Source organism: Tateyamaria sp. LSS28, from assembly GCF_059611725.1.
The window spans coordinates 748,389-764,746 of sequence record NZ_JCAPFI010000002.1 but is presented as its reverse complement, the minus strand read 5'-3'; the positions used below and the strand labels follow the sequence as shown (position 1 = coordinate 764,746).

Below are 16,358 nucleotides of genomic sequence, written 5' to 3'. Positions count from 1 at the left end.
GTGCCTTTAGAAAAGCGGCGCGTATTTCCAGTTGTCCGCATCCGGCGTCACCTCGTCCAGATCATAGTCAGCGCCTTGCAGACGTTTGGCGATGTCCAGCCCGTCTTCTGCCGCTTGATCGACATAGCGTCGGCCCAAGGCTTCGTTCTGGGCAATGCCGTGACCACGCATGAGGTTGAGCCCGTGGTTGAACCGCCCGACCGGATCACCTGCTTCGGCGGCGCGGCGATCCCACTCTGCGGAGGCATCCGGGTTGTAGTCGCCGCCCAGGCCATTGTTCTCAAGCTGGCTCAACCAGGTCATTGCCTTGGTGTACCCAGCTTCGGCGCATTTTCTGGTAAGTTCGCGCGCAAGTTCATGATTGTCATTCTTGGTGACATTGATGCCCAGAGAGCAGGTCACTGAATCGATGACCCCCATCTCGATCTTGCGGGTCAGCATTTCCCGGCCCGTGTCCTGCGGATTGAGAATACCCAGCTCGTCTTCGATGGTGGCGGGTCGTTCGTCGGCTTGTGTGACGCTCGCCAGTGCAATCAGGCACATCGCCATGATCTGTGTGCGCATGTCCACGTCCTCCTTCGTTGAACATATCACGCACACGGTTGCAGATCACCTTGACTTTGGTCGCAACGCCGGGCCGCGGCTACTCGGCAGCGCGCACGGACGTTTCCGGTTCCGTATCACGGTCCGCACGGAGTGGGCTTAGTCCAGTGATCAGCCTCGCCCCCTTCGAGAAAGTCAGATAGGACCAGAACCAGTTCATCGCGACGAAGATCGGGTTGCGCACACCAATCAGGAAGTAGATATGCGCGATCCCCCACAGCCACCACGCCACGAAGCCCGAGAGTTGCAGTTTACCAAAGTCGATGACTGCCGCGTGCCGTCCGATGGTGGCCAGATTGCCAGCGTGTCGGTAGCGGAAGGGCCGGTCATGTGGCTGACCTGCGGCCTGCGCAGCGATCCGTTTGCCAACGTATTTCCCGCCCTGCTTAGCAGCCGGTGCGATACCAGGCACGTCGAGGCCGTCCTTCCAAGGCACTTGGGCGGCGTCCCCAATCACGTAGACATTTGGGTGGCCCGGCAGGCAGAGAGTGTCGGTCACGGCCACACGACCGGTGCGATCTGTCGGCGCATCAAGCCACCGACCCACGTTTTTCACCGCAACTCCGGCCCCCCAGACCTTGCAGGCCGATGGAATGAAGGTGTCAGACAGCTGTACGCCCGCTTCGGTGATGTCTTCAACACGGGTGTTGACCATCACCTCGACCCCCAGTTTTTCGAGTGACGTGTGCGCCTTGTTGGAGAGGTTTTCCGGGAAGGTACCAAGCACACGCGGGCCTGCTTCGATCAGGATGATGCGGGCATCACGCGAGTTGATGCGATGGAAGTCTGCCGCAAGCGCATGGTTTGCCAATTCGGCGATAGCCCCAGCCATTTCGACCCCGGTGGGGCCGCCGCCGACAACCACAAAGGTCAGTTGGCGACGCTGTTCGGAGTCCGAGTTCGAAATTTCGGCCCGTTCAAAGGCCATAAGCACCTGTTTGCGAATCTCGGTTGCGTCGATGATCCGCTTGAGGCCGGGGGCGTGCTTTTCCCATTCGTCCCGCCCGAAGTAGGAGTGATGCGCACCCGAGGCGACGATCAGGTGATCGTAGTCGAACCGTCCTTCGCCCGTGATGACTTGCTGGCTGTCCTTGTCCACATCCAGCACTTCGGTCAGCGCAACAGACACATTCTTTTGCCCCGAAAAGATGCCGCGGATGGGCCATGCCACGTCTGCCGGTGACAGGTCTGCCGTCGCCACCTGATAAAGCAAGGGCTGAAACAGGTGATAATTCCGGCGATCGATGATCTTGATATCGACAGGTGCGTGTTTAAGCGCACCGGCCGCGGCTAGGCCCCCGAAGCCTGCGCCGATGATGACAACCTTGGGACGGGATTGTTTTGGCATGGTCCACCTCGCTGCGGTTGCAAAGAGCTTTGCTGCACTTGCACCAATATAGGTTGTGACCGCCCAACCGCCATGCCAGCCCCGGTGCAATGGATGTGAGCCCCTGTAACAATTGGGTGGCGCGTTGCGCATGAGCCCGCTGCGCCGCACGGTCCTGTCGGCCCCCGTTAACCCGTTGTTGATACTTCCCTTGCCCGTGACAGTCGGGCCTTCCGGCTGGGTTCAGGTTGACTGCGTGACATGGGCTGCTTCGGCCCCCTGCGGAAAAGGGATGAATGGATGAACAAGGCAATTACTGATGGCGTGCTGCTGATGCCCCCAGCCTTTGCGAACGGTTTGGATGTCTGGTCGAGCGGCGATGGCACGCCGGGCTCTGACACCTACCAGAACGCGCCCAACGCGGCGTTTGTACCGGCGGATCAGGATTTTGGCGGTTGTCTTGAATTGCAAAAAGTATCGAACACCACCCGTGTTCGGTACATGGGCGAAACCCCTCTGCTGCCCGGTTGCTACCTGCGTGTGACTGTCCGCCTGAAGGCCATCAGTGGCAGCCTGCCATCAGTGCAGGTTGCGGGCTATGCAGCGCTGGCGAATGGAACCGCGGTGCCCGGTGTTGATACTGTCGGGGACAGCGTGACCCTCACCAACTATGGCGAAGTGGTCGAGGTCTCAGCGATCATTGGCGCGGGCAACCGATCCGGCGTGGATCTGGTGTTGGGAGCCGACGCAGTTTATGGGCATTTCGGCTTAGACCTGACGGGTCCGAACGGTGGTATCGTCCGCATTGATGACATCGTGATCGAAGACATCACGTCCGTTTTCCTGCGGGACATCATGTCCGTTGTGGACGTCCGCGACTTTGGTGCCATAGGCGATGGCACGACAGATGACAGTGCAGCCTTTGACGCGGCCAACGCGGCTGCCAACGGCCGGACCATCCTGGTTCCAGAGGGCGTGTTCCGGCTTGAGAATGACGTGACGCTGGACGAGTTGGTCAAGTTTGAAGGCACGCTGAGCATGCCCGACGACAGGGAGCTCCTGTTGCGCAAAAGCTATGATCTGCCGACCTACATTGAGGCCTTTGGCGACGAGGCTCTGGCTTTCAAAAAAGCGTTCCAGGCGCTTTTGAATGGTGTCGACCACGAAAGCCTGGATATGGGTGGGCGCCGCATTGCAGTGTTCGAACCCATCGACATGCAAGCAGCCGTCCCGAACCGCGATCAATACAACACGCGCCGTGTGATCCGGAACGGGCAGTTCGAGGCGCTGGGCGATGATTGGGGCAGCGAAACGGTTACAAGTCAGGCCACCTATAGCTCGTCCGATAGCCGCACGTTGAGCAACGTGATCAACATCGCGAACGTACCAGTCGGCGCGCTTGTCACGGGCAATGGTGTGGGTCGCGAAGTCTATGTTCGAAGCAAGAACGTGGGAGCAGGCACCCTGACCCTGAACGCGCCACTTTTTGACGCCGACGGGACGCAGACCTTCACCTTTGAGCGGTTTGACTACCTGATCGACTTTGGTGGCTTTTCAAAGCTGACGAAGTTCAACATGTCGAACATCGAGTTTCAGTGTAACGGGAAAAGCAGCGGTATCATGCTGGCCCCCGCCGGGGCGACATTCGAATTGCAGGAATGCTTTATCAGCCGCCCAAAGGATCGTGGAATTACATCCATCGGTGGTGGGTGTCAGGGTTTCCTGATGGATCGGTGTCAGTTCCTGTCTTCCGAAGATTCCCTCGACGTTTCGGACCGCACGACCATCGGGTTCAACATCAATTCAAACGACGCAAAGATCCGCGATTGTCGCGCGACACGCTTCCGCCATTTCATGGTGCTGGCTGGCAGGAACCACCTGATCAAGGGCAACCACTTTTTCCAAGGCGATGGGGTGCAGGATGGCGTCCGCACCGCAGGGGCGGTCCTGCAGGACAACTACACGGCCACCGTGATCACCGGGAACTATGTCGACAACTGCTTTATCGAATGGACAAATGAGCGCGACCCCACTCCGGCGTTCACGTCCGGCTTTTCCTTCAGCTCATTCAGCATGACGGACAATGTGTTCCTGTCGGGCAATGTTGCGCCATGGTTCAGCTATCTGGTGATCAAACCGCACGGGGCAGGCCACTTCCTGAATGGCGTGACGGTGACGGGAAACCGCTTCCAGTCCATCAATGGCCAGATTGACCGTGCAGAACGCGTCGACACCAGCTTTGCCGACCTGGACTATGATCGGAACCGTTCTGTCTGGTTCAAGGGGAACTCGTACCACAACGTGCGCGAAAGTGCTGAAAACCCGCAAGTCATTGCACACACCCAGAGTACGCCAAGCCGCATCTGGACAATCGAGACAGACAATAAGCTGCCCTTTGAAAGCTATTGCCAGTTCGTGGACTCTGTCGCGCTGACTGACGACTTGCGCAACAGTTCGAACCAGCGACGCTATGAAGCGCCTGTCGCGCGTGGGCGGGCCGGTTCAAACGAAGACGCTTTCACACTGGAGTTCAGCGAAGATATGAGTGGATCGGTCAGGGCAACCGTTCGGATGGACCGCGGCTGACCGTCGCGGCGGTCAGAAGGACCGCCACATACCCAGTTTGAGGGCGAGGGTTCCATCCTCGTCCTCAAGGCCCAGGACAAAACTTGCCCCATCGGGTTTGGGCTGCCAGATCACCGATGGGGCAATGGTTGCAGATGTGTTCCCGTCCGCGCTGGTGACAAAGACCTGCATCATCACCTTGAACTTGTCATTGAGCGCAAGGCCAACAGTTGAATCCAGTTTCAGCGTGTTTGCACCTTCGTCGATCGCCCATTCGACCGCACCGTCAATCGCCACCCAGCCATGACGCTCCCCCAGGCTGATCCCGCGCCCATAGCTGAGGCCGGTGCGCAGCAACGGATCCATGGCAAGGCCAAATGTACTGCCAATCCCGATATCGTAGGCCAGTTTGTAGTCCCGCTTACCGGTCGGAATTGGTTTGCGCATGAAGACAAACGCTGTGCCTTCGCCCAAACGCCCCAGCGTCATATCCACGTCGACCTTGGCGCCAAGTGTGAGCTTGGGCCGCAGTCCGTACTCGGCATAAAGCGTTCCGTCGAGCCGCCCGGTTTCTTCATAGACCCCGCTATATGACAGGAACCCTTTTTTGTGCTCTTGCAACCACGCACCGGCCTGCGCGCCTGGCGCAAGCGCCAGTAACAAGAGGGTCAGCAGAAGGCGCATCACGGGTTTGTCTTATTTTGTTAACAAGCAGTGACCGTGGCCCGGACATGGTTAACAATTGATTAGGATCAGGGATTCGCCTTTTTTCGGCGGTCTGCCCTGCGGTGAGGACCGGTCAACCCTATATGGGATGGGAGCCATTTTTGGAGAGAGACGCCCATGCAATGCCCTATCGACGGAACGCCCCTTGTCATCACCGACCGCAGCGGGGTCGAGATTGACTACTGCCCGCAGTGTCGGGGTGTGTGGCTGGACCGGGGTGAACTGGACAAGATCATCGAACGCGCAGCCGCCTATTCCGCTCCCCCTCCACCACCCGAAGCCCCTCGCGCACAGCCAGACAGAGACTATGACGACCGTGGATATGATGACCGCGGCGATCGCCGGTATGATCAGCGTCGTGGTCGGCGCAAAAAGGGGATGGGCGACTTGTTGGGCGACATCTTTGATTTCTAGGCCAGACGGCTCATCAGGACCATCGCCAACAGGGCGCAGCCAAGACCTGCATATTCCCGAGCGTGCAGCGTTTCACCGAAATGGAGCGCGCCGATCAGCGCCAGAGCGATAAGCGTGAGCATGGAATACGCCACGCCCGCTTGCGCCAGCGTGACATGCTGCATGGCGTAGAACCAGAAAAACGCCGATACGCCATAAAGCGCGACACCGAGCAGGACGAGGACCGACCACACGGGTTGGTTCCCGTCGGCGGCCAGTTTCAGCACGTAGTCGCCTGCGATGACAACCAGTGCTGTCACGAAAGTAAAAGCAAATCCAAAAACAATATGGTCCATTTGAAAGCCCTTGAATGAGGGCCTCGCGATGGTCTGCGGGGCTATGAAAATATGAAGCTATCTTAGCACGTCGAAGGACTGCGCCGTAGTCGGGTATTCCTGACGTGTCAGGCGACGGGCGCAGTGGCGCAGGCGCGGAACTTCTGCACTTCGGGTGCCGCGCCCGTTAGCGAGACGGTGACGGCGGCGGTTTGAGTGAAAGCGGTGGCGGTTGCGTTGAATTCGAGCCCGTCCAGCACGTTGCGAAAGCCGACATCGGTGACAATGAGTGTATTCGCTTCTGTGCTGTGGCGCGTTGTCGAGATCGTGTTAGGCCGGGCGCCATCAAAGCGCATGGAGAAGGCGGCTGCGTCGGGCCAGCCGTCGGGGCTCGTGACCGCGATGGCATAGAGGCGGGTGGCGTGGTCGTAGGTGACCGCGATGTCAACCGTCGGTTCGGTGTGTGAGAGAGTGCAGATGGGGGTTGGTGTGAACTCCCATGCGAGGGCTGGTGTGGTGAGAAAGATAAGAGGAAAAATAATACGCATGGCATGATGGTAGCGCAGTTTTGGGCCTGGTACACACCTGGACACGTCGGTCAGGTACAATCGAAAATGCTTGTGCTTTGGCTCCGAAGCTGTCAGGGCGGGCGCGCATAGCTATTCTACTCGATGTTCTGTTTTTCCTCACGGCACGCAGTCTCTCGATCATGACGACTACGCCGGACCGCTGCATCCTGTGAGCGGTATCAATTGAAGGAAGATATCACATGGCCACTGGCACAGTGAAATGGTTCAACACCACCAAAGGTTTCGGTTTCATCGCTCCTGATGGCGGCGACAAGGACGTGTTCGTCCACATCTCGTCCGTCGAGCGTTCCGGTCTGACCGGTCTGGCAGACAACCAGAAGGTCACTTTTGACCTGGAATCCGGCCGTGACGGCCGCGAGAGCGCAGTGAACATCGCTCTGGTGTAAGGGGCTGGTGGGATAAAGCCCCACCCTACCCGTTTGAGATTTGGCGCGGCGTCCGAAAGGGGGCCGCGTTTTTTTTGTGCGGCACCAATTTCTGCTATGATGGATGTGTAGGAGAAGACAGATGCTCAAAATTGATCCCGCCGCCAATTGCCAGACCGTCATCACCACGTTCGAATGTTCCCCTGGCACCTGTGCCGACCTGCTGGACAAGCTACAGGGGGCATACGCTGACTTCATCTCGCACCAGCCGGGGTTCATTGCAGCCGGATTGCATGTGAACGACGCGCAGACGCGGATCGCCAATTACTCGCAGTGGGCGCGGCGCGAGGATTTTCAGGCGATGCTGCGGACGGACGAGATGCGGGACCGCAACCGCGAGATAGCGGGGCTGTGCACGCGGTTTGAACCGGTGATGTATGAGGTGGCGGGGGTGTTTTGAGAGCGGTTAGTCTGAGGAGATGAGGAGCGGTCTACCTGACGGGCGCTTTGACCGGTTTGGGGTGCGCGATTGCCTCAGAGCATGGATGTCGGTGTAATGCGCGTGTTTTCGCCAAGAGCGCTTTCCGGTGGGAAGTCGGCCTCTGCCTAGAGATGCCGCTAGGCCAGATTGATCGCCTTGTGCACCAGCCGTGGCGTGCCTTTCTAGTCCATTGGGATGTGCGGTTGAAGGTGGTGGAACCGGATTGTTGTTGTGCTGTATTTTTGAAGATGAACCGAGGAATAAAGCAGGTGATTTTCTCCTACCGGTTCCGCGTCTTGGTCGGCTAGTTGATGGGTAGGTTACCCAAGTTGCGGTCGCTAAGAGATGTGTTGCGTTTGCAGCAAAGTACCGCGCGTCCCTTTGGTTTTGGTAAAAAAGTTTGTGAGATTCTGTTTCATCGTGTAGGTTCTCGAAGAGGCAGTTCGTATCTTAATGAGTCGAAAAGACCGAAGCGGACTTTAACAGGCGGGCAACCAAATTATGAAACTCGAGTTGACTCTATACAAGGCGTCGCTTAGTGCGGCGCTGCTTACGTTTTTTTGGAGCAAAGCATGAATACGACGGAGACTTTGAGGGTACTGATTTACCCTAAGGCAGACATCTACATAGGTCAGTGCCTTGAGCACGACCTGTGCGTGCGCGGTCGGACCGTGCAAGATGTGCGCCGTCGTATTAGTCACACTGTGCTCGCCTACCAGCAGGATGGGTACGATTTTTTCGCACTTCCAGCTGCTCCAAAAGGATTCTTTGAGCAATGGGATGGTGCAAGCGAACCACCGTTCAAGGTGGAAAGTGAACCGTTGATGCTGAACTTCGAGCTGCGTGCCGCCTGAATCGGTTGCGGCAACTATGATCGTGGTTTAAACGGGCTCCAGTAATATGTTACTGGAGAATACTTTTTGACGCTTCAAGAATTTCTGCAAGATTGTGAGCACAAAGGTGCCTCGGTAAAGCATGCGTTTCGACGCAATGAACTGACGGATGAAGTATTTGAAACATTTCGAATTCTTCCACCTCAAGGTGTCTACGGACAACCCTACTATTTTACAGACAACAAGCTGACGGATATGCTTGACGACGACGAAGTAGCAGCTGCTAAACGTGTTTTGGGCTTGTATGTTCGCGCTGCAAATATTTCCTAATTTCTTACGTTACTACCGCTTCCGCCGCTTCACATTCCCACCGCGTTGACCAGCCCGCCCCGCCGTTGACCGACCCGACGCCTTGTGCGCGTCGTCCACGGCCTTCTCAACCGCGTATTGCCGTGCGAGCGGATCGTCGGCCACGACGAGGTCCACCGTTTCCAGCCGTTTCACCTCGTCCCGCAGCCGTGCGGCTTCTTCGAACTCCAGGTTCTCGGCTGCTTTGCGCATATCGGCGCGCAACCCGTCCAGAACCGCTTGGAGGTTGCCGCCCGCCATCTGGTTGTCGATCTGGGCGGTGACGCGGTTCATGTCCGTGTCGCCTTTGTAGAGGCCCGCCAGCACATCCTCGACGTTTTTCTTCACCGTCTCGGGCGTGATGCCGTGTTCTTTGTTATAGGCTTCCTGCTTGGCGCGGCGGCGGTTGGTTTCGGCCAGTGCGCGCTCCATCGAACCCGTGACCTTATCGGCGTACATGATCACGCGGCCGTCGGCGTTCCTTGCCGCCCGGCCGATGGTTTGGACCAGCGACGTCTCGGACCGCAGGAACCCTTCCTTGTCCGCATCTAAAATCGCGACCAAGCCGCATTCGGGGATGTCGAGCCCTTCGCGCAGCAGGTTGATGCCGATCAGCACGTCGAAGGCGCCAAGCCGCAGGTCGCGCAGGATTTCGATCCGTTCCAGCGTGTCAATGTCGGAGTGCATGTAGCGCACCCGAATGCCCTGTTCGTGCATGTATTCCGTCAGGTCTTCGGCCATGCGTTTCGTCAGCGTGGTGCAGAGCGTGCGCATGCCTTGCTTGGCGACCTTTTGCACCTCGTCCAGCAGATCGTCGACCTGCATTTCCACGGGGCGGATTTCGACAGGGGGGTCCAGCAGGCCGGTGGGGCGGATGACCTGTTCGGTGAAGACGCCACCCGTCTGTTCGATCTCCCATGCCGCGGGGGTGGCCGAGACGAAGACGGATTGGGGGCGCATGGCGTCCCATTCCTCGAACTTCAGCGGGCGGTTGTCCATGCAGGAGGGCAGCCGGAAGCCGTGTTCTGCCAGCGTGAATTTGCGCCGGTAGTCGCCTTTGTACATGCCGCCGATCTGGGGGACCGAGACGTGGCTTTCATCCGCAAAGACGATGGCGTTGTCGGGGATGAATTCGAAAAGCGTGGGGGGCGGTTCACCCGGCGCGCGGCCCGTGAGGTAGCGCGAGTAGTTTTCGATGCCGTTGCAGACGCCCGTTGCTTCCAGCATCTCAAGGTCGAAGTTGGTGCGTTGTTCGAGCCGCTGCGCTTCGAGCAGCTTGCCCTCGCCCACCAGTTGATCGAGCCGGACCTTGAGTTCTTTTTTGATGCCGATGATGGCTTGGTTCATCGTTGGCTTCGGGGTCACGTAGTGCGAGTTGGCGTAGACCCGGATGTGGTCGAGCGTGTCGCATTTTTCGCCAGTGAGCGGGTCGAATTCGGTGATCGATTCCAGTTCCTCACCGAAGAAGGACAGTTTCCACGCCCGGTCTTCGAGGTGGGCCGGGAAGATTTCGAGGCTGTCGCCCCGCACCCGGAAGCTGCCGCGTTGGAAGGCGTGGTCGTTGCGTTTGTATTGTTGCGCCACCAGATCCGCGATAACCTGTCGCTGGTCGTATTCCTTGCCGACCTTGAGGTCCTGCGTCATCGCCCCGTAGGTCTCAACGCTGCCGATGCCGTAGATGCACGAGACGGACGCCACGATGATCACGTCGTCGCGTTCCAGCAGCGCCCGCGTGGCCGAGTGGCGCATGCGGTCGATCTGTTCGTTGATCTGGCTTTCTTTTTCTATGTAGGTGTCGGACCGCGCGACATAGGCTTCGGGCTGGTAGTAGTCGTAGTAGGACACGAAGTATTCGACGGCGTTGTCGGGGAAGAACCCTTTGAACTCGCCATAGAGCTGGGCCGCGAGGGTCTTGTTCGGCGCTAGAATAATGGCCGGGCGCTGCGTTTCCTCGATCACCTTGGCCATGGTGTAGGTTTTACCGGTGCCCGTTGCGCCCAAGAGCACTTGATCGCGGTCGCCGCCCATGACGCCTGCGCTCAATTCCTTGATCGCCGTGGGCTGGTCGCCTGCGGGCTGGAATTCTGTGTTCATCACCAGTTGCTTGCCGCCTTCGAGTTTCAGACGGGTGCGGACATCCTCGGCCGGGTTGGCGAGATAGGTGACGGGTTCGGAGGAATCGGTGTGTGCGTAGGCCATGCACGTTTATCTGTTGTGCAGGTGTCCTGATGCAAGGGGCGCTGCTGCCAGTTCGTGACAGGAGTGGACGCTCAAGCCGCAATAATCGGCTGTGTTCCTACGCTGTGGCAGACCCACTTGCTGAAATGGGTGAATACGGGTGAGCGCAGGACGTGACAGTCAGGTTCCAATCGGCGCATGTAGCGCCATTGGCGTATCCATCCCTTTCAACACTTCAGTGCCGACATGGCGTGTGGCTACCCCGGCGATGCGGGCCACCGGGGCAGAGATCAGCACCGGTTCGTCCAAGCGTCCGCAAAACGCCTCGACCCGGCTGGCGATATTCACCGACTGGCCCAATACAGTAAAATCGATCCGCTCGCGCGCACCCACATTGCCATAAAGCAACGCTCCATAATGGATGCCTGTGCCAAAGGGCACTGGCAAATCGGCAAGTTTGGCGATGCCAAGGGCCGCATGGGCGGCACTGATCGCTTGACGGCAAGCCTTCACCTGCCCCGCGTCAGTCCCATCCGAGGGAAAGAGCGCCAGCACACCGTCACCCAGAAATTTCAGAATTTCGCCTTCGTTATTGTCGATGGCATCCGACATGACTTCGAAATAGCGGTTGGCGACGTCGAGGGCGTGCTCGGCTGATTGGGTCGTATTCAGCGCGGTCCACCCGCGAATGTCTGAAAACAGAATGGCCGCTTCAGTCTGTTCGATATCACCCCGTGTGATCTGGCCGTCCAGTACGCGCTGCCCCGTCCGGGGGCCGAGGTAGCTTTGGGCAATGGCGGTCGCGAGATGGAAATTGCCGTGCGCCTCGGCAATCGGGGCAATGGCCGTCGCAAGCGTATCAATCAGAACGATATCATCCTCGGCAAACCCCTCCGGGTCTTCGGACACCAGCATCAAGATGCCCCCGGCCCCCTCAACGAAATCAAGCGGAACACCATAATAGTCGGTCCCCCCGCGACGCTGCAATTCGTGCAACACGACGTGATCCTCTGGCCCGAGTGGTTCCCGAAGGCCGCGCCGGAACGGTTTTCGGGTCTGCCCGATATATTCCATCGGACTGCCCACATAGGAGGATCGCGTCTCCAGCCCTTGCGGCGCTGTGAACTGGACGATGGGACCACCACCATGTTCCCAAAGAAAACTGAGCGCAGCAGTCAAAGGATGTGTTGTCCGCATCCCAAGCCGCACGCGCATCAACGCCATCCCTTCATCCCGCAACCGCAGGCCAAGACCGTCAACAAGGACCTGAAGACCTTTCATGCGACCATGGGTCAGGATCCAGTTGAGATGCGGTTCAGCGTTCCAAGCCATTGTGCAAAGGTGGAGCAGTCAATGGATAACGCAAGGTCTGGCGTCACTCGTCACAATTGCCAGCACTGTCACAATTGTGACGGTTCAATCGGTGTCGGCGGTAAGCCAAGTCGGATTCAAATTTGCAGGCCGTCCGCCTTCAACTTCGCCTCCCGACGCTGCAAAATGCCCGTCTGAACTTTGAGCGATCTGTTATCGGCCGTCGTATTCGCGAGCGTTTTTTACTTGCGTCCCAGTCGCTTTTCGACGGCAGCGCGGGCAATGTCCGCAGCGGTCTGGGCCGCGCCGCCATTCTATGCAAATGTCACCTCGGACCTGCGTGGTGAGGCGAAATCACACCTTGCCCTGTGGCGTTCGATTGACGATATGTGTGCTGTCGATTGCCGGAGAACCAAAATGCGCGCACGCATCTACCAGCCAGCCAAGACGGCTATGTCGTCTGGTACAGCCAAGACCAAGCACTGGGTGCTGGAATTTCCACCGACGTCTGCCCGGTCAGTGGATCCGCTGATGGGCTGGGCGTCGTCTTCGGACACACAGGCGCAGGTGAGTATGTCATTTGACACGAAAGAGGCTGCACTGGACTACGCCAAGGAACATGGCATCGACGCTCAGGTCCAGGAGCCCAACAAGCGCAAGGCAAATATCCGTCCCGGCGGATATGGCGAAAACTTCGCGACCAACCGGCGCGGGACTTGGACGCACTAGCGTTTGCTCAATAGCATCACGCTCGAACGATCCGAGGCATGGACTAGAGCAGATACGCCCAAACAAACACCACGGGCAGCGCGCATGTAAACGCGATCATGAACAGCTTTGCCGCGTGACTGACCTTGCCAAACCAGCCGTCGCCAAGCGCATCTTCGCCATAGTTCATCGCGGCCGACATCACGATGTATCCTTGGCGCTCCCGCTCCATCTTGGCCCGATTGATTGACGTCAGTGCCGCATGATATCGGGCGTCCTGACGTGCTTGTTCATCAAGGTTCGGTTGCAGGTTTTCCATATGTGTCATGTGATGCGCGCTCCGTTTGTTGGGTGACGAGATGGAGCACACACTGATCAAGTCCACATTGTGCGACAAAAAAGGCCAACCCGTAGGCTGGCCGTTTTTGTTGCGCGTGAAACCCCGTGTCATTGCAGGATGAATGTCACCTTCAGGTTCACCCGGTATTCAGCGATCTTGCCGTCCTGGACAATGGCTTTCTGGTCCTGAACCCACGCGCCCTCGACATTTTTCAGCGTCTCGCAGGCGCGTTTCACACCCTGCTCTACCGCGTCATCAAAGCTGGTGTTGGAACTGGCGATGATTTCGGTCACTCGTGCGACTGACATTGTCTTCTCCCTTTTCCTGTGCTGACCCGTTCAGGCTAGCGCACAGGCAGAGCACCGGGATTGACATATCGCATGACGGACCACCGTCAGCGAAACCGGGCCACCCGAGATGGGGTGGCCCGGATACTGTTCTTAGGACCCGCCAAGCGCCTTGTCGGTGATCTGATGCGTCCACGCACCCTCGGGTGCTGCGGAAATCACAGGGTCCGACCCGCCCGACAGCAGCGACTGCACGGTGCGCTCGTAATCTGCTGGCAAAAGCGCACCATTCGAGCCCGCAGTCAGCTTGGCCACTTCACCCATCATACGCTTTTGATGCTTTTCGGTCTGGGCCCCGGTCTCATCATATTCCAACACGATCTCGGCGGCCTCGTCCGGGTTCTCTTCTGCGTATTTCCAGCCTTTCATCGAGGCACGGACAAAACGGACCATCTTGTCTTCAAAAGCGGGGTCAGTGAGGTTCTCCTCAAGCACATAGAGCCCGTCTTCGAGCGTTGCGACGCCATTATCTTCGTATTTGAACACGGTCAGATCGTCGGGCGACAGTCCTGCGTCGATCACCTGCCAATACTCGTTGTAGGTCATGGTGGACACACACGCCGCCTGCCCGTTCAGGATCGGGTCGACGTTAAAGCCCTGTTTCAGCACTTCGACGCCCGCATCCGATCCGTCGGTCGGGATTTCAAGTTGGCTCATCCAGGACAGGAACGGGAATTCGTTGCCAAAGAACCAGACACCCAGTGTCTTGCCGGGGAAATCTTCGGTGGTCTCGACCCCTGCATCCTTGCGACAGGTCAGCATCATGCCGGACGACTTGAACGGTTGCGCGATGTTCACCATCGGCAAACCCTTTTCACGGGCAGCCAGGGCGGCTGGCATCCACTCCACCGTCACATCGGCGCCGCCACCGGCCAGCACCTGCGTGGGCGCGATGTCAGGACCGCCAGGCTTGACGGTGACGTTCAGGTCTTCTTCGCCATAGAACCCTTTTTCCAGGGCCACATAGTAGCCAGCGAACTGGGCTTGCGTGACCCACTTCAGTTGCAGCGTGACGTCATCTGCCGCCATGGCTGCACCGGCGACGAGCGATAGTGCTGCGGCTCCGAATGTTGCTTTGATCTTCATGATACCCTCCAAGGTGATTGCAGTTTTTTATCCGCGTTGTGACGGGTGCCAGAAGGTCACCCGCTTTTCGATCCAGGCCACGATGCCGTAGAATGCCGTGCCCGCCAAGGCAGCAACGGCGATTTCAGCCCAGACAAGGTCGATGCTCAAGCTTCCCACGCCGGTCGAGATGCGAAAACCCATGCCGCGCGTGGGTGAGCCGAAATATTCGGCAACGATGGCCCCGATCAGCGCCAAGGTCGTAGCGATTTTCAGACCATTGAAGATGAACGGCATGGCCGCTGGCAGGCGCAGCCGGAACAAGGTTTGCCAATAGCCAGCAGCATAGGTCCGCATCAGATCGCGCTGCATGGCCGAGGCTTCGTTCAGTCCCTGCACCGTGTTCACAAGGATCGGGAAGAAGACCATGACCACCACAACCGCCGCCTTGGACTGCCAGTCAAAGCCGAACCAGTTCACCATGATGGGCGCGATGCCAACAATGGGTAGAGCCGCCACGAAGTTGCCGATGGGCAGCAGGCCACGGGTGAGGAAGGCCGAGCGGTCGATGGCGACGGCCGCGACAAAGGCCGCGATGGCCCCAATCGCAAAGCCGCGCAGCGCACCTTTGACCACGGTTTGATGGAAGTCGACCCAGAGGATGTCGGTAGAAGCTGCAAACGTCTGTGCCACGGTCGAGGGCGCGGGCAGGATCACGGGCGAGATGCCAAAGCCACGCACCAGCGCCTCCCATATGACCAACAGCGTCAAGCCAAAGATCACCGGGATCGCGATCCGCACTGCCCGGTTGCTGCCGCGCTGCGCCAGCCAAGTATTCAGCGCCCAGCCGGCCAGCCAGGCCAGTAGTGCAAGGATCAGCCAACTCATGTTGCCATTCCCATGCGTTTCAGCGTGATGCGCTGGATCATATCAAGCAGCGTTACCAGCGCCCCGGCGAGCACAGCGGCGGCAAACAGCGCCGACCAGATGGCCAACGGTGTGCCAAACTGGTCGCCGATCAGGATGCGTGCACCGAGGCCACTGATAGCCCCCGTGGGCAGCTCACCCACAATTGTGCCAACCAATGCCGCCGCAATACCTACCTTGAGAGAGGTGAACAGATACGGCACCGAAGCCGGTAGGCGCAGGCGTAGAAAACTCTGTAACCCGCTGGCATTGTACGTGCGAAGCAGATCCAACTGCGACGTTTCCGGCGCCCGCAGCCCCTTCACCATGCCCACCAACACCGGGAAAAAACACAAGTACGCCGAGATGATGGCCTTGGGCACGCCACGCTCCTCAATCCCAACCTGAGATGAAAGCACGATAATCATGGGGGCCAACGCCACGATGGGAATGGTTTGGCTGATGATAGCCCATGGCATTAGGCTCAGCTGTGCCGTTCGGGAATAGACAATGGCCACCGCCCCCAAGATGCCCAGAAGCGTCCCAAGGGCAAACCCCCACAACGTTGATTGCAGGGTGATCCAGCCATGATAAATCAAACCGCGCTTGGACCATGGCCGGCCCTTGGCAACCATGGCACCGGTTGTCTTCCACAACTCCTGCCCCACCTGCGCCGGTGTTGGAAGGCGCGGACGTTCAAGCGCGTAACCCAATCCGACATGGTCAGAATTGTTCAGCATCAACCGCCAGACTGACACCTCGCGCCGTGGCACGGACCCCTCAGGCACAACCACCTCGCCTGCCCGCTCAGCCTGATCCAAGGCCACGCGCACATTCATGGGCGCCACGGCAAAATACCAGATGCCTACGATCACGGCCAAAACGGTCAGGACAGGCAGCACGGACCGCATCACACCATCCCCTGCTTCATCTTGCC

General features: G+C 58.5%; 19 protein-coding genes. 7 read left to right on the top strand and 12 right to left on the bottom strand.

Features of this window, described 5'->3' with window-relative positions; translation table 11 throughout:
* Nucleotides 1-6 precede the first annotated feature (6 nt).
* On the bottom strand, nt 7-564 hold the full coding sequence (locus tag AC53L6_RS08320) for a tetratricopeptide repeat protein (protein ID WP_496907508.1): 558 nt from the start codon (nt 562-564) through the stop codon (nt 7-9).
* A gap of 79 nt (nt 565-643) precedes the next feature.
* Nucleotides 644-1,951: an NAD(P)/FAD-dependent oxidoreductase gene (locus AC53L6_RS08315; protein ID WP_496907507.1), complete on the bottom strand. Its 1,308-nt coding sequence runs from the start codon at nt 1,949-1,951 to the stop codon at nt 644-646.
* Nucleotides 1,952-2,230: 279 nt separating this feature from the next.
* Between AC53L6_RS08315 and AC53L6_RS08310 the strand changes: the two genes are divergently transcribed.
* The gene (locus tag AC53L6_RS08310) at nt 2,231-4,516 is read left to right on the top strand and encodes a glycosyl hydrolase family 28-related protein (protein WP_496907506.1); all 2,286 of its coding nucleotides are present in this window, start codon (nt 2,231-2,233) and stop codon (nt 4,514-4,516) included.
* 12 nt (nt 4,517-4,528) lie between these two features.
* On the opposite strand, the gene AC53L6_RS08305 is transcribed toward AC53L6_RS08310, so the two are convergent.
* The gene (locus tag AC53L6_RS08305) at nt 4,529-5,179 is read right to left on the bottom strand and encodes a hypothetical protein (protein ID WP_496907505.1); all 651 of its coding nucleotides are present in this window, start codon (nt 5,177-5,179) and stop codon (nt 4,529-4,531) included.
* Between the two features lie 159 nt (nt 5,180-5,338).
* On the opposite strand from AC53L6_RS08305, the gene AC53L6_RS08300 reads away from it, so the two are divergent.
* Nucleotides 5,339-5,635: a TFIIB-type zinc ribbon-containing protein gene (locus AC53L6_RS08300; protein ID WP_299208492.1), complete on the top strand. Its 297-nt coding sequence runs from the start codon at nt 5,339-5,341 to the stop codon at nt 5,633-5,635.
* On the opposite strand, the gene AC53L6_RS08295 is transcribed toward AC53L6_RS08300, so the two are convergent.
* Nucleotides 5,632-5,970, bottom strand: a complete 339-nt coding sequence (locus tag AC53L6_RS08295; protein ID WP_299208490.1) for an EamA family transporter — start codon at nt 5,968-5,970, stop codon at nt 5,632-5,634. The genes AC53L6_RS08300 and AC53L6_RS08295 overlap by 4 nt on opposite strands.
* A gap of 107 nt (nt 5,971-6,077) precedes the next feature.
* On the bottom strand, nt 6,078-6,497 hold the full coding sequence (locus tag AC53L6_RS08290) for a hypothetical protein (protein ID WP_496907504.1): 420 nt from the start codon (nt 6,495-6,497) through the stop codon (nt 6,078-6,080).
* Nucleotides 6,498-6,718: 221 nt separating this feature from the next.
* On the opposite strand from AC53L6_RS08290, the gene AC53L6_RS08285 reads away from it, so the two are divergent.
* From AC53L6_RS08285 to AC53L6_RS08270, 4 genes are all read left to right on the top strand, one after another.
* Nucleotides 6,719-6,925 carry a cold-shock protein gene (locus AC53L6_RS08285; protein ID WP_299208486.1) on the top strand — a complete coding sequence of 69 codons (207 nt, stop codon included), beginning with the start codon at nt 6,719-6,721 and terminating at the stop codon, nt 6,923-6,925.
* A gap of 121 nt (nt 6,926-7,046) precedes the next feature.
* A complete protein-coding gene (locus AC53L6_RS08280) occupies nt 7,047-7,364 on the top strand; it encodes an antibiotic biosynthesis monooxygenase family protein (RefSeq protein ID WP_496907503.1) in 318 nt (105 codons plus the stop codon).
* 593 nt (nt 7,365-7,957) lie between these two features.
* Nucleotides 7,958-8,239 carry a hypothetical protein gene (locus AC53L6_RS08275; RefSeq protein WP_496907502.1) on the top strand — a complete coding sequence of 94 codons (282 nt, stop codon included), beginning with the start codon at nt 7,958-7,960 and terminating at the stop codon, nt 8,237-8,239.
* Between the two features lie 66 nt (nt 8,240-8,305).
* A complete protein-coding gene (locus tag AC53L6_RS08270) occupies nt 8,306-8,548 on the top strand; it encodes a hypothetical protein (RefSeq protein WP_496907501.1) in 243 nt (80 codons plus the stop codon).
* A gap of 12 nt (nt 8,549-8,560) precedes the next feature.
* Here the strand turns inward: AC53L6_RS08270 and uvrB are convergent, their stop codons facing one another.
* Entirely contained in the window at nt 8,561-10,765 is a 2,205-nt protein-coding gene (uvrB, locus tag AC53L6_RS08265; protein ID WP_496907500.1) for an excinuclease ABC subunit UvrB, read from the bottom strand.
* A gap of 159 nt (nt 10,766-10,924) precedes the next feature.
* A complete protein-coding gene (locus AC53L6_RS08260; RefSeq protein WP_496907499.1) occupies nt 10,925-12,076 on the bottom strand; it encodes an adenylate/guanylate cyclase domain-containing protein in 1,152 nt (383 codons plus the stop codon).
* A 396-nt stretch (nt 12,077-12,472) separates the two neighbouring features.
* Between AC53L6_RS08260 and AC53L6_RS08255 the strand changes: the two genes are divergently transcribed.
* Nucleotides 12,473-12,784, top strand: coding sequence for an ETC complex I subunit (locus AC53L6_RS08255; protein WP_496907550.1), 312 nt, complete (start codon nt 12,473-12,475; stop codon nt 12,782-12,784).
* Nucleotides 12,785-12,827: 43 nt separating this feature from the next.
* Here AC53L6_RS08255 and AC53L6_RS08250 read toward each other — a convergent pair whose 3' ends face one another.
* From AC53L6_RS08250 to AC53L6_RS08230, 5 genes are all read right to left on the bottom strand, one after another.
* Entirely contained in the window at nt 12,828-13,091 is a 264-nt protein-coding gene (locus tag AC53L6_RS08250; RefSeq protein ID WP_299745836.1) for a hypothetical protein, read from the bottom strand.
* Between the two features lie 119 nt (nt 13,092-13,210).
* Nucleotides 13,211-13,411 carry a dodecin family protein gene (locus AC53L6_RS08245; protein ID WP_299208470.1) on the bottom strand — a complete coding sequence of 67 codons (201 nt, stop codon included), beginning with the start codon at nt 13,409-13,411 and terminating at the stop codon, nt 13,211-13,213.
* A gap of 132 nt (nt 13,412-13,543) precedes the next feature.
* Nucleotides 13,544-14,536 (bottom strand): ABC transporter substrate-binding protein, encoded by a 993-nt coding sequence (locus AC53L6_RS08240; protein WP_299601999.1) that lies wholly within the window; start codon nt 14,534-14,536, stop codon nt 13,544-13,546.
* A 27-nt stretch (nt 14,537-14,563) separates the two neighbouring features.
* Entirely contained in the window at nt 14,564-15,403 is an 840-nt protein-coding gene (locus AC53L6_RS08235) for an ABC transporter permease (protein WP_496907498.1), read from the bottom strand.
* Nucleotides 15,400-16,332, bottom strand: coding sequence for an ABC transporter permease (locus AC53L6_RS08230; RefSeq protein ID WP_496907497.1), 933 nt, complete (start codon nt 16,330-16,332; stop codon nt 15,400-15,402). The genes AC53L6_RS08235 and AC53L6_RS08230 overlap by 4 nt, the downstream gene beginning before the upstream one ends.
* Nucleotides 16,333-16,358 lie beyond the last annotated feature (26 nt).

What these genes read in the sequence shown, in the direction of transcription:
- AC53L6_RS08320 (WP_496907508.1), bottom strand. Translation starts at nt 564, where the DNA reads ATGCGCACACAGATCATGGCGATGTGCCTGATTGCACTGGCGAGCGTC.
- AC53L6_RS08275 (WP_496907502.1), top strand. Translation starts at nt 7,958, where the DNA reads ATGAATACGACGGAGACTTTGAGGGTACTGATTTACCCTAAGGCAGAC.
- AC53L6_RS08295 (WP_299208490.1), bottom strand. Translation starts at nt 5,970, where the DNA reads ATGGACCATATTGTTTTTGGATTTGCTTTTACTTTCGTGACAGCACTG.
- AC53L6_RS08260 (WP_496907499.1), bottom strand. Translation starts at nt 12,076, where the DNA reads ATGGCTTGGAACGCTGAACCGCATCTCAACTGGATCCTGACCCATGGT.
- AC53L6_RS08305 (WP_496907505.1), bottom strand. Translation starts at nt 5,179, where the DNA reads ATGCGCCTTCTGCTGACCCTCTTGTTACTGGCGCTTGCGCCAGGCGCG.
- AC53L6_RS08310 (WP_496907506.1), top strand. Translation starts at nt 2,231, where the DNA reads ATGAACAAGGCAATTACTGATGGCGTGCTGCTGATGCCCCCAGCCTTT.
- AC53L6_RS08245 (WP_299208470.1), bottom strand. Translation starts at nt 13,411, where the DNA reads ATGTCAGTCGCACGAGTGACCGAAATCATCGCCAGTTCCAACACCAGC.
- AC53L6_RS08240 (WP_299601999.1), bottom strand. Translation starts at nt 14,536, where the DNA reads ATGAAGATCAAAGCAACATTCGGAGCCGCAGCACTATCGCTCGTCGCC.
- AC53L6_RS08235 (WP_496907498.1), bottom strand. Translation starts at nt 15,403, where the DNA reads ATGAGTTGGCTGATCCTTGCACTACTGGCCTGGCTGGCCGGCTGGGCG.
- AC53L6_RS08255 (WP_496907550.1), top strand. Translation starts at nt 12,473, where the DNA reads ATGCGCGCACGCATCTACCAGCCAGCCAAGACGGCTATGTCGTCTGGT.
- AC53L6_RS08315 (WP_496907507.1), bottom strand. Translation starts at nt 1,951, where the DNA reads ATGCCAAAACAATCCCGTCCCAAGGTTGTCATCATCGGCGCAGGCTTC.
- AC53L6_RS08300 (WP_299208492.1), top strand. Translation starts at nt 5,339, where the DNA reads ATGCAATGCCCTATCGACGGAACGCCCCTTGTCATCACCGACCGCAGC.
- AC53L6_RS08280 (WP_496907503.1), top strand. Translation starts at nt 7,047, where the DNA reads ATGCTCAAAATTGATCCCGCCGCCAATTGCCAGACCGTCATCACCACG.
- AC53L6_RS08285 (WP_299208486.1), top strand. Translation starts at nt 6,719, where the DNA reads ATGGCCACTGGCACAGTGAAATGGTTCAACACCACCAAAGGTTTCGGT.
- uvrB (WP_496907500.1), bottom strand. Translation starts at nt 10,765, where the DNA reads ATGGCCTACGCACACACCGATTCCTCCGAACCCGTCACCTATCTCGCC.
- AC53L6_RS08230 (WP_496907497.1), bottom strand. Translation starts at nt 16,332, where the DNA reads ATGCGGTCCGTGCTGCCTGTCCTGACCGTTTTGGCCGTGATCGTAGGC.
- AC53L6_RS08290 (WP_496907504.1), bottom strand. Translation starts at nt 6,497, where the DNA reads ATGCGTATTATTTTTCCTCTTATCTTTCTCACCACACCAGCCCTCGCA.
- AC53L6_RS08250 (WP_299745836.1), bottom strand. Translation starts at nt 13,091, where the DNA reads ATGACACATATGGAAAACCTGCAACCGAACCTTGATGAACAAGCACGT.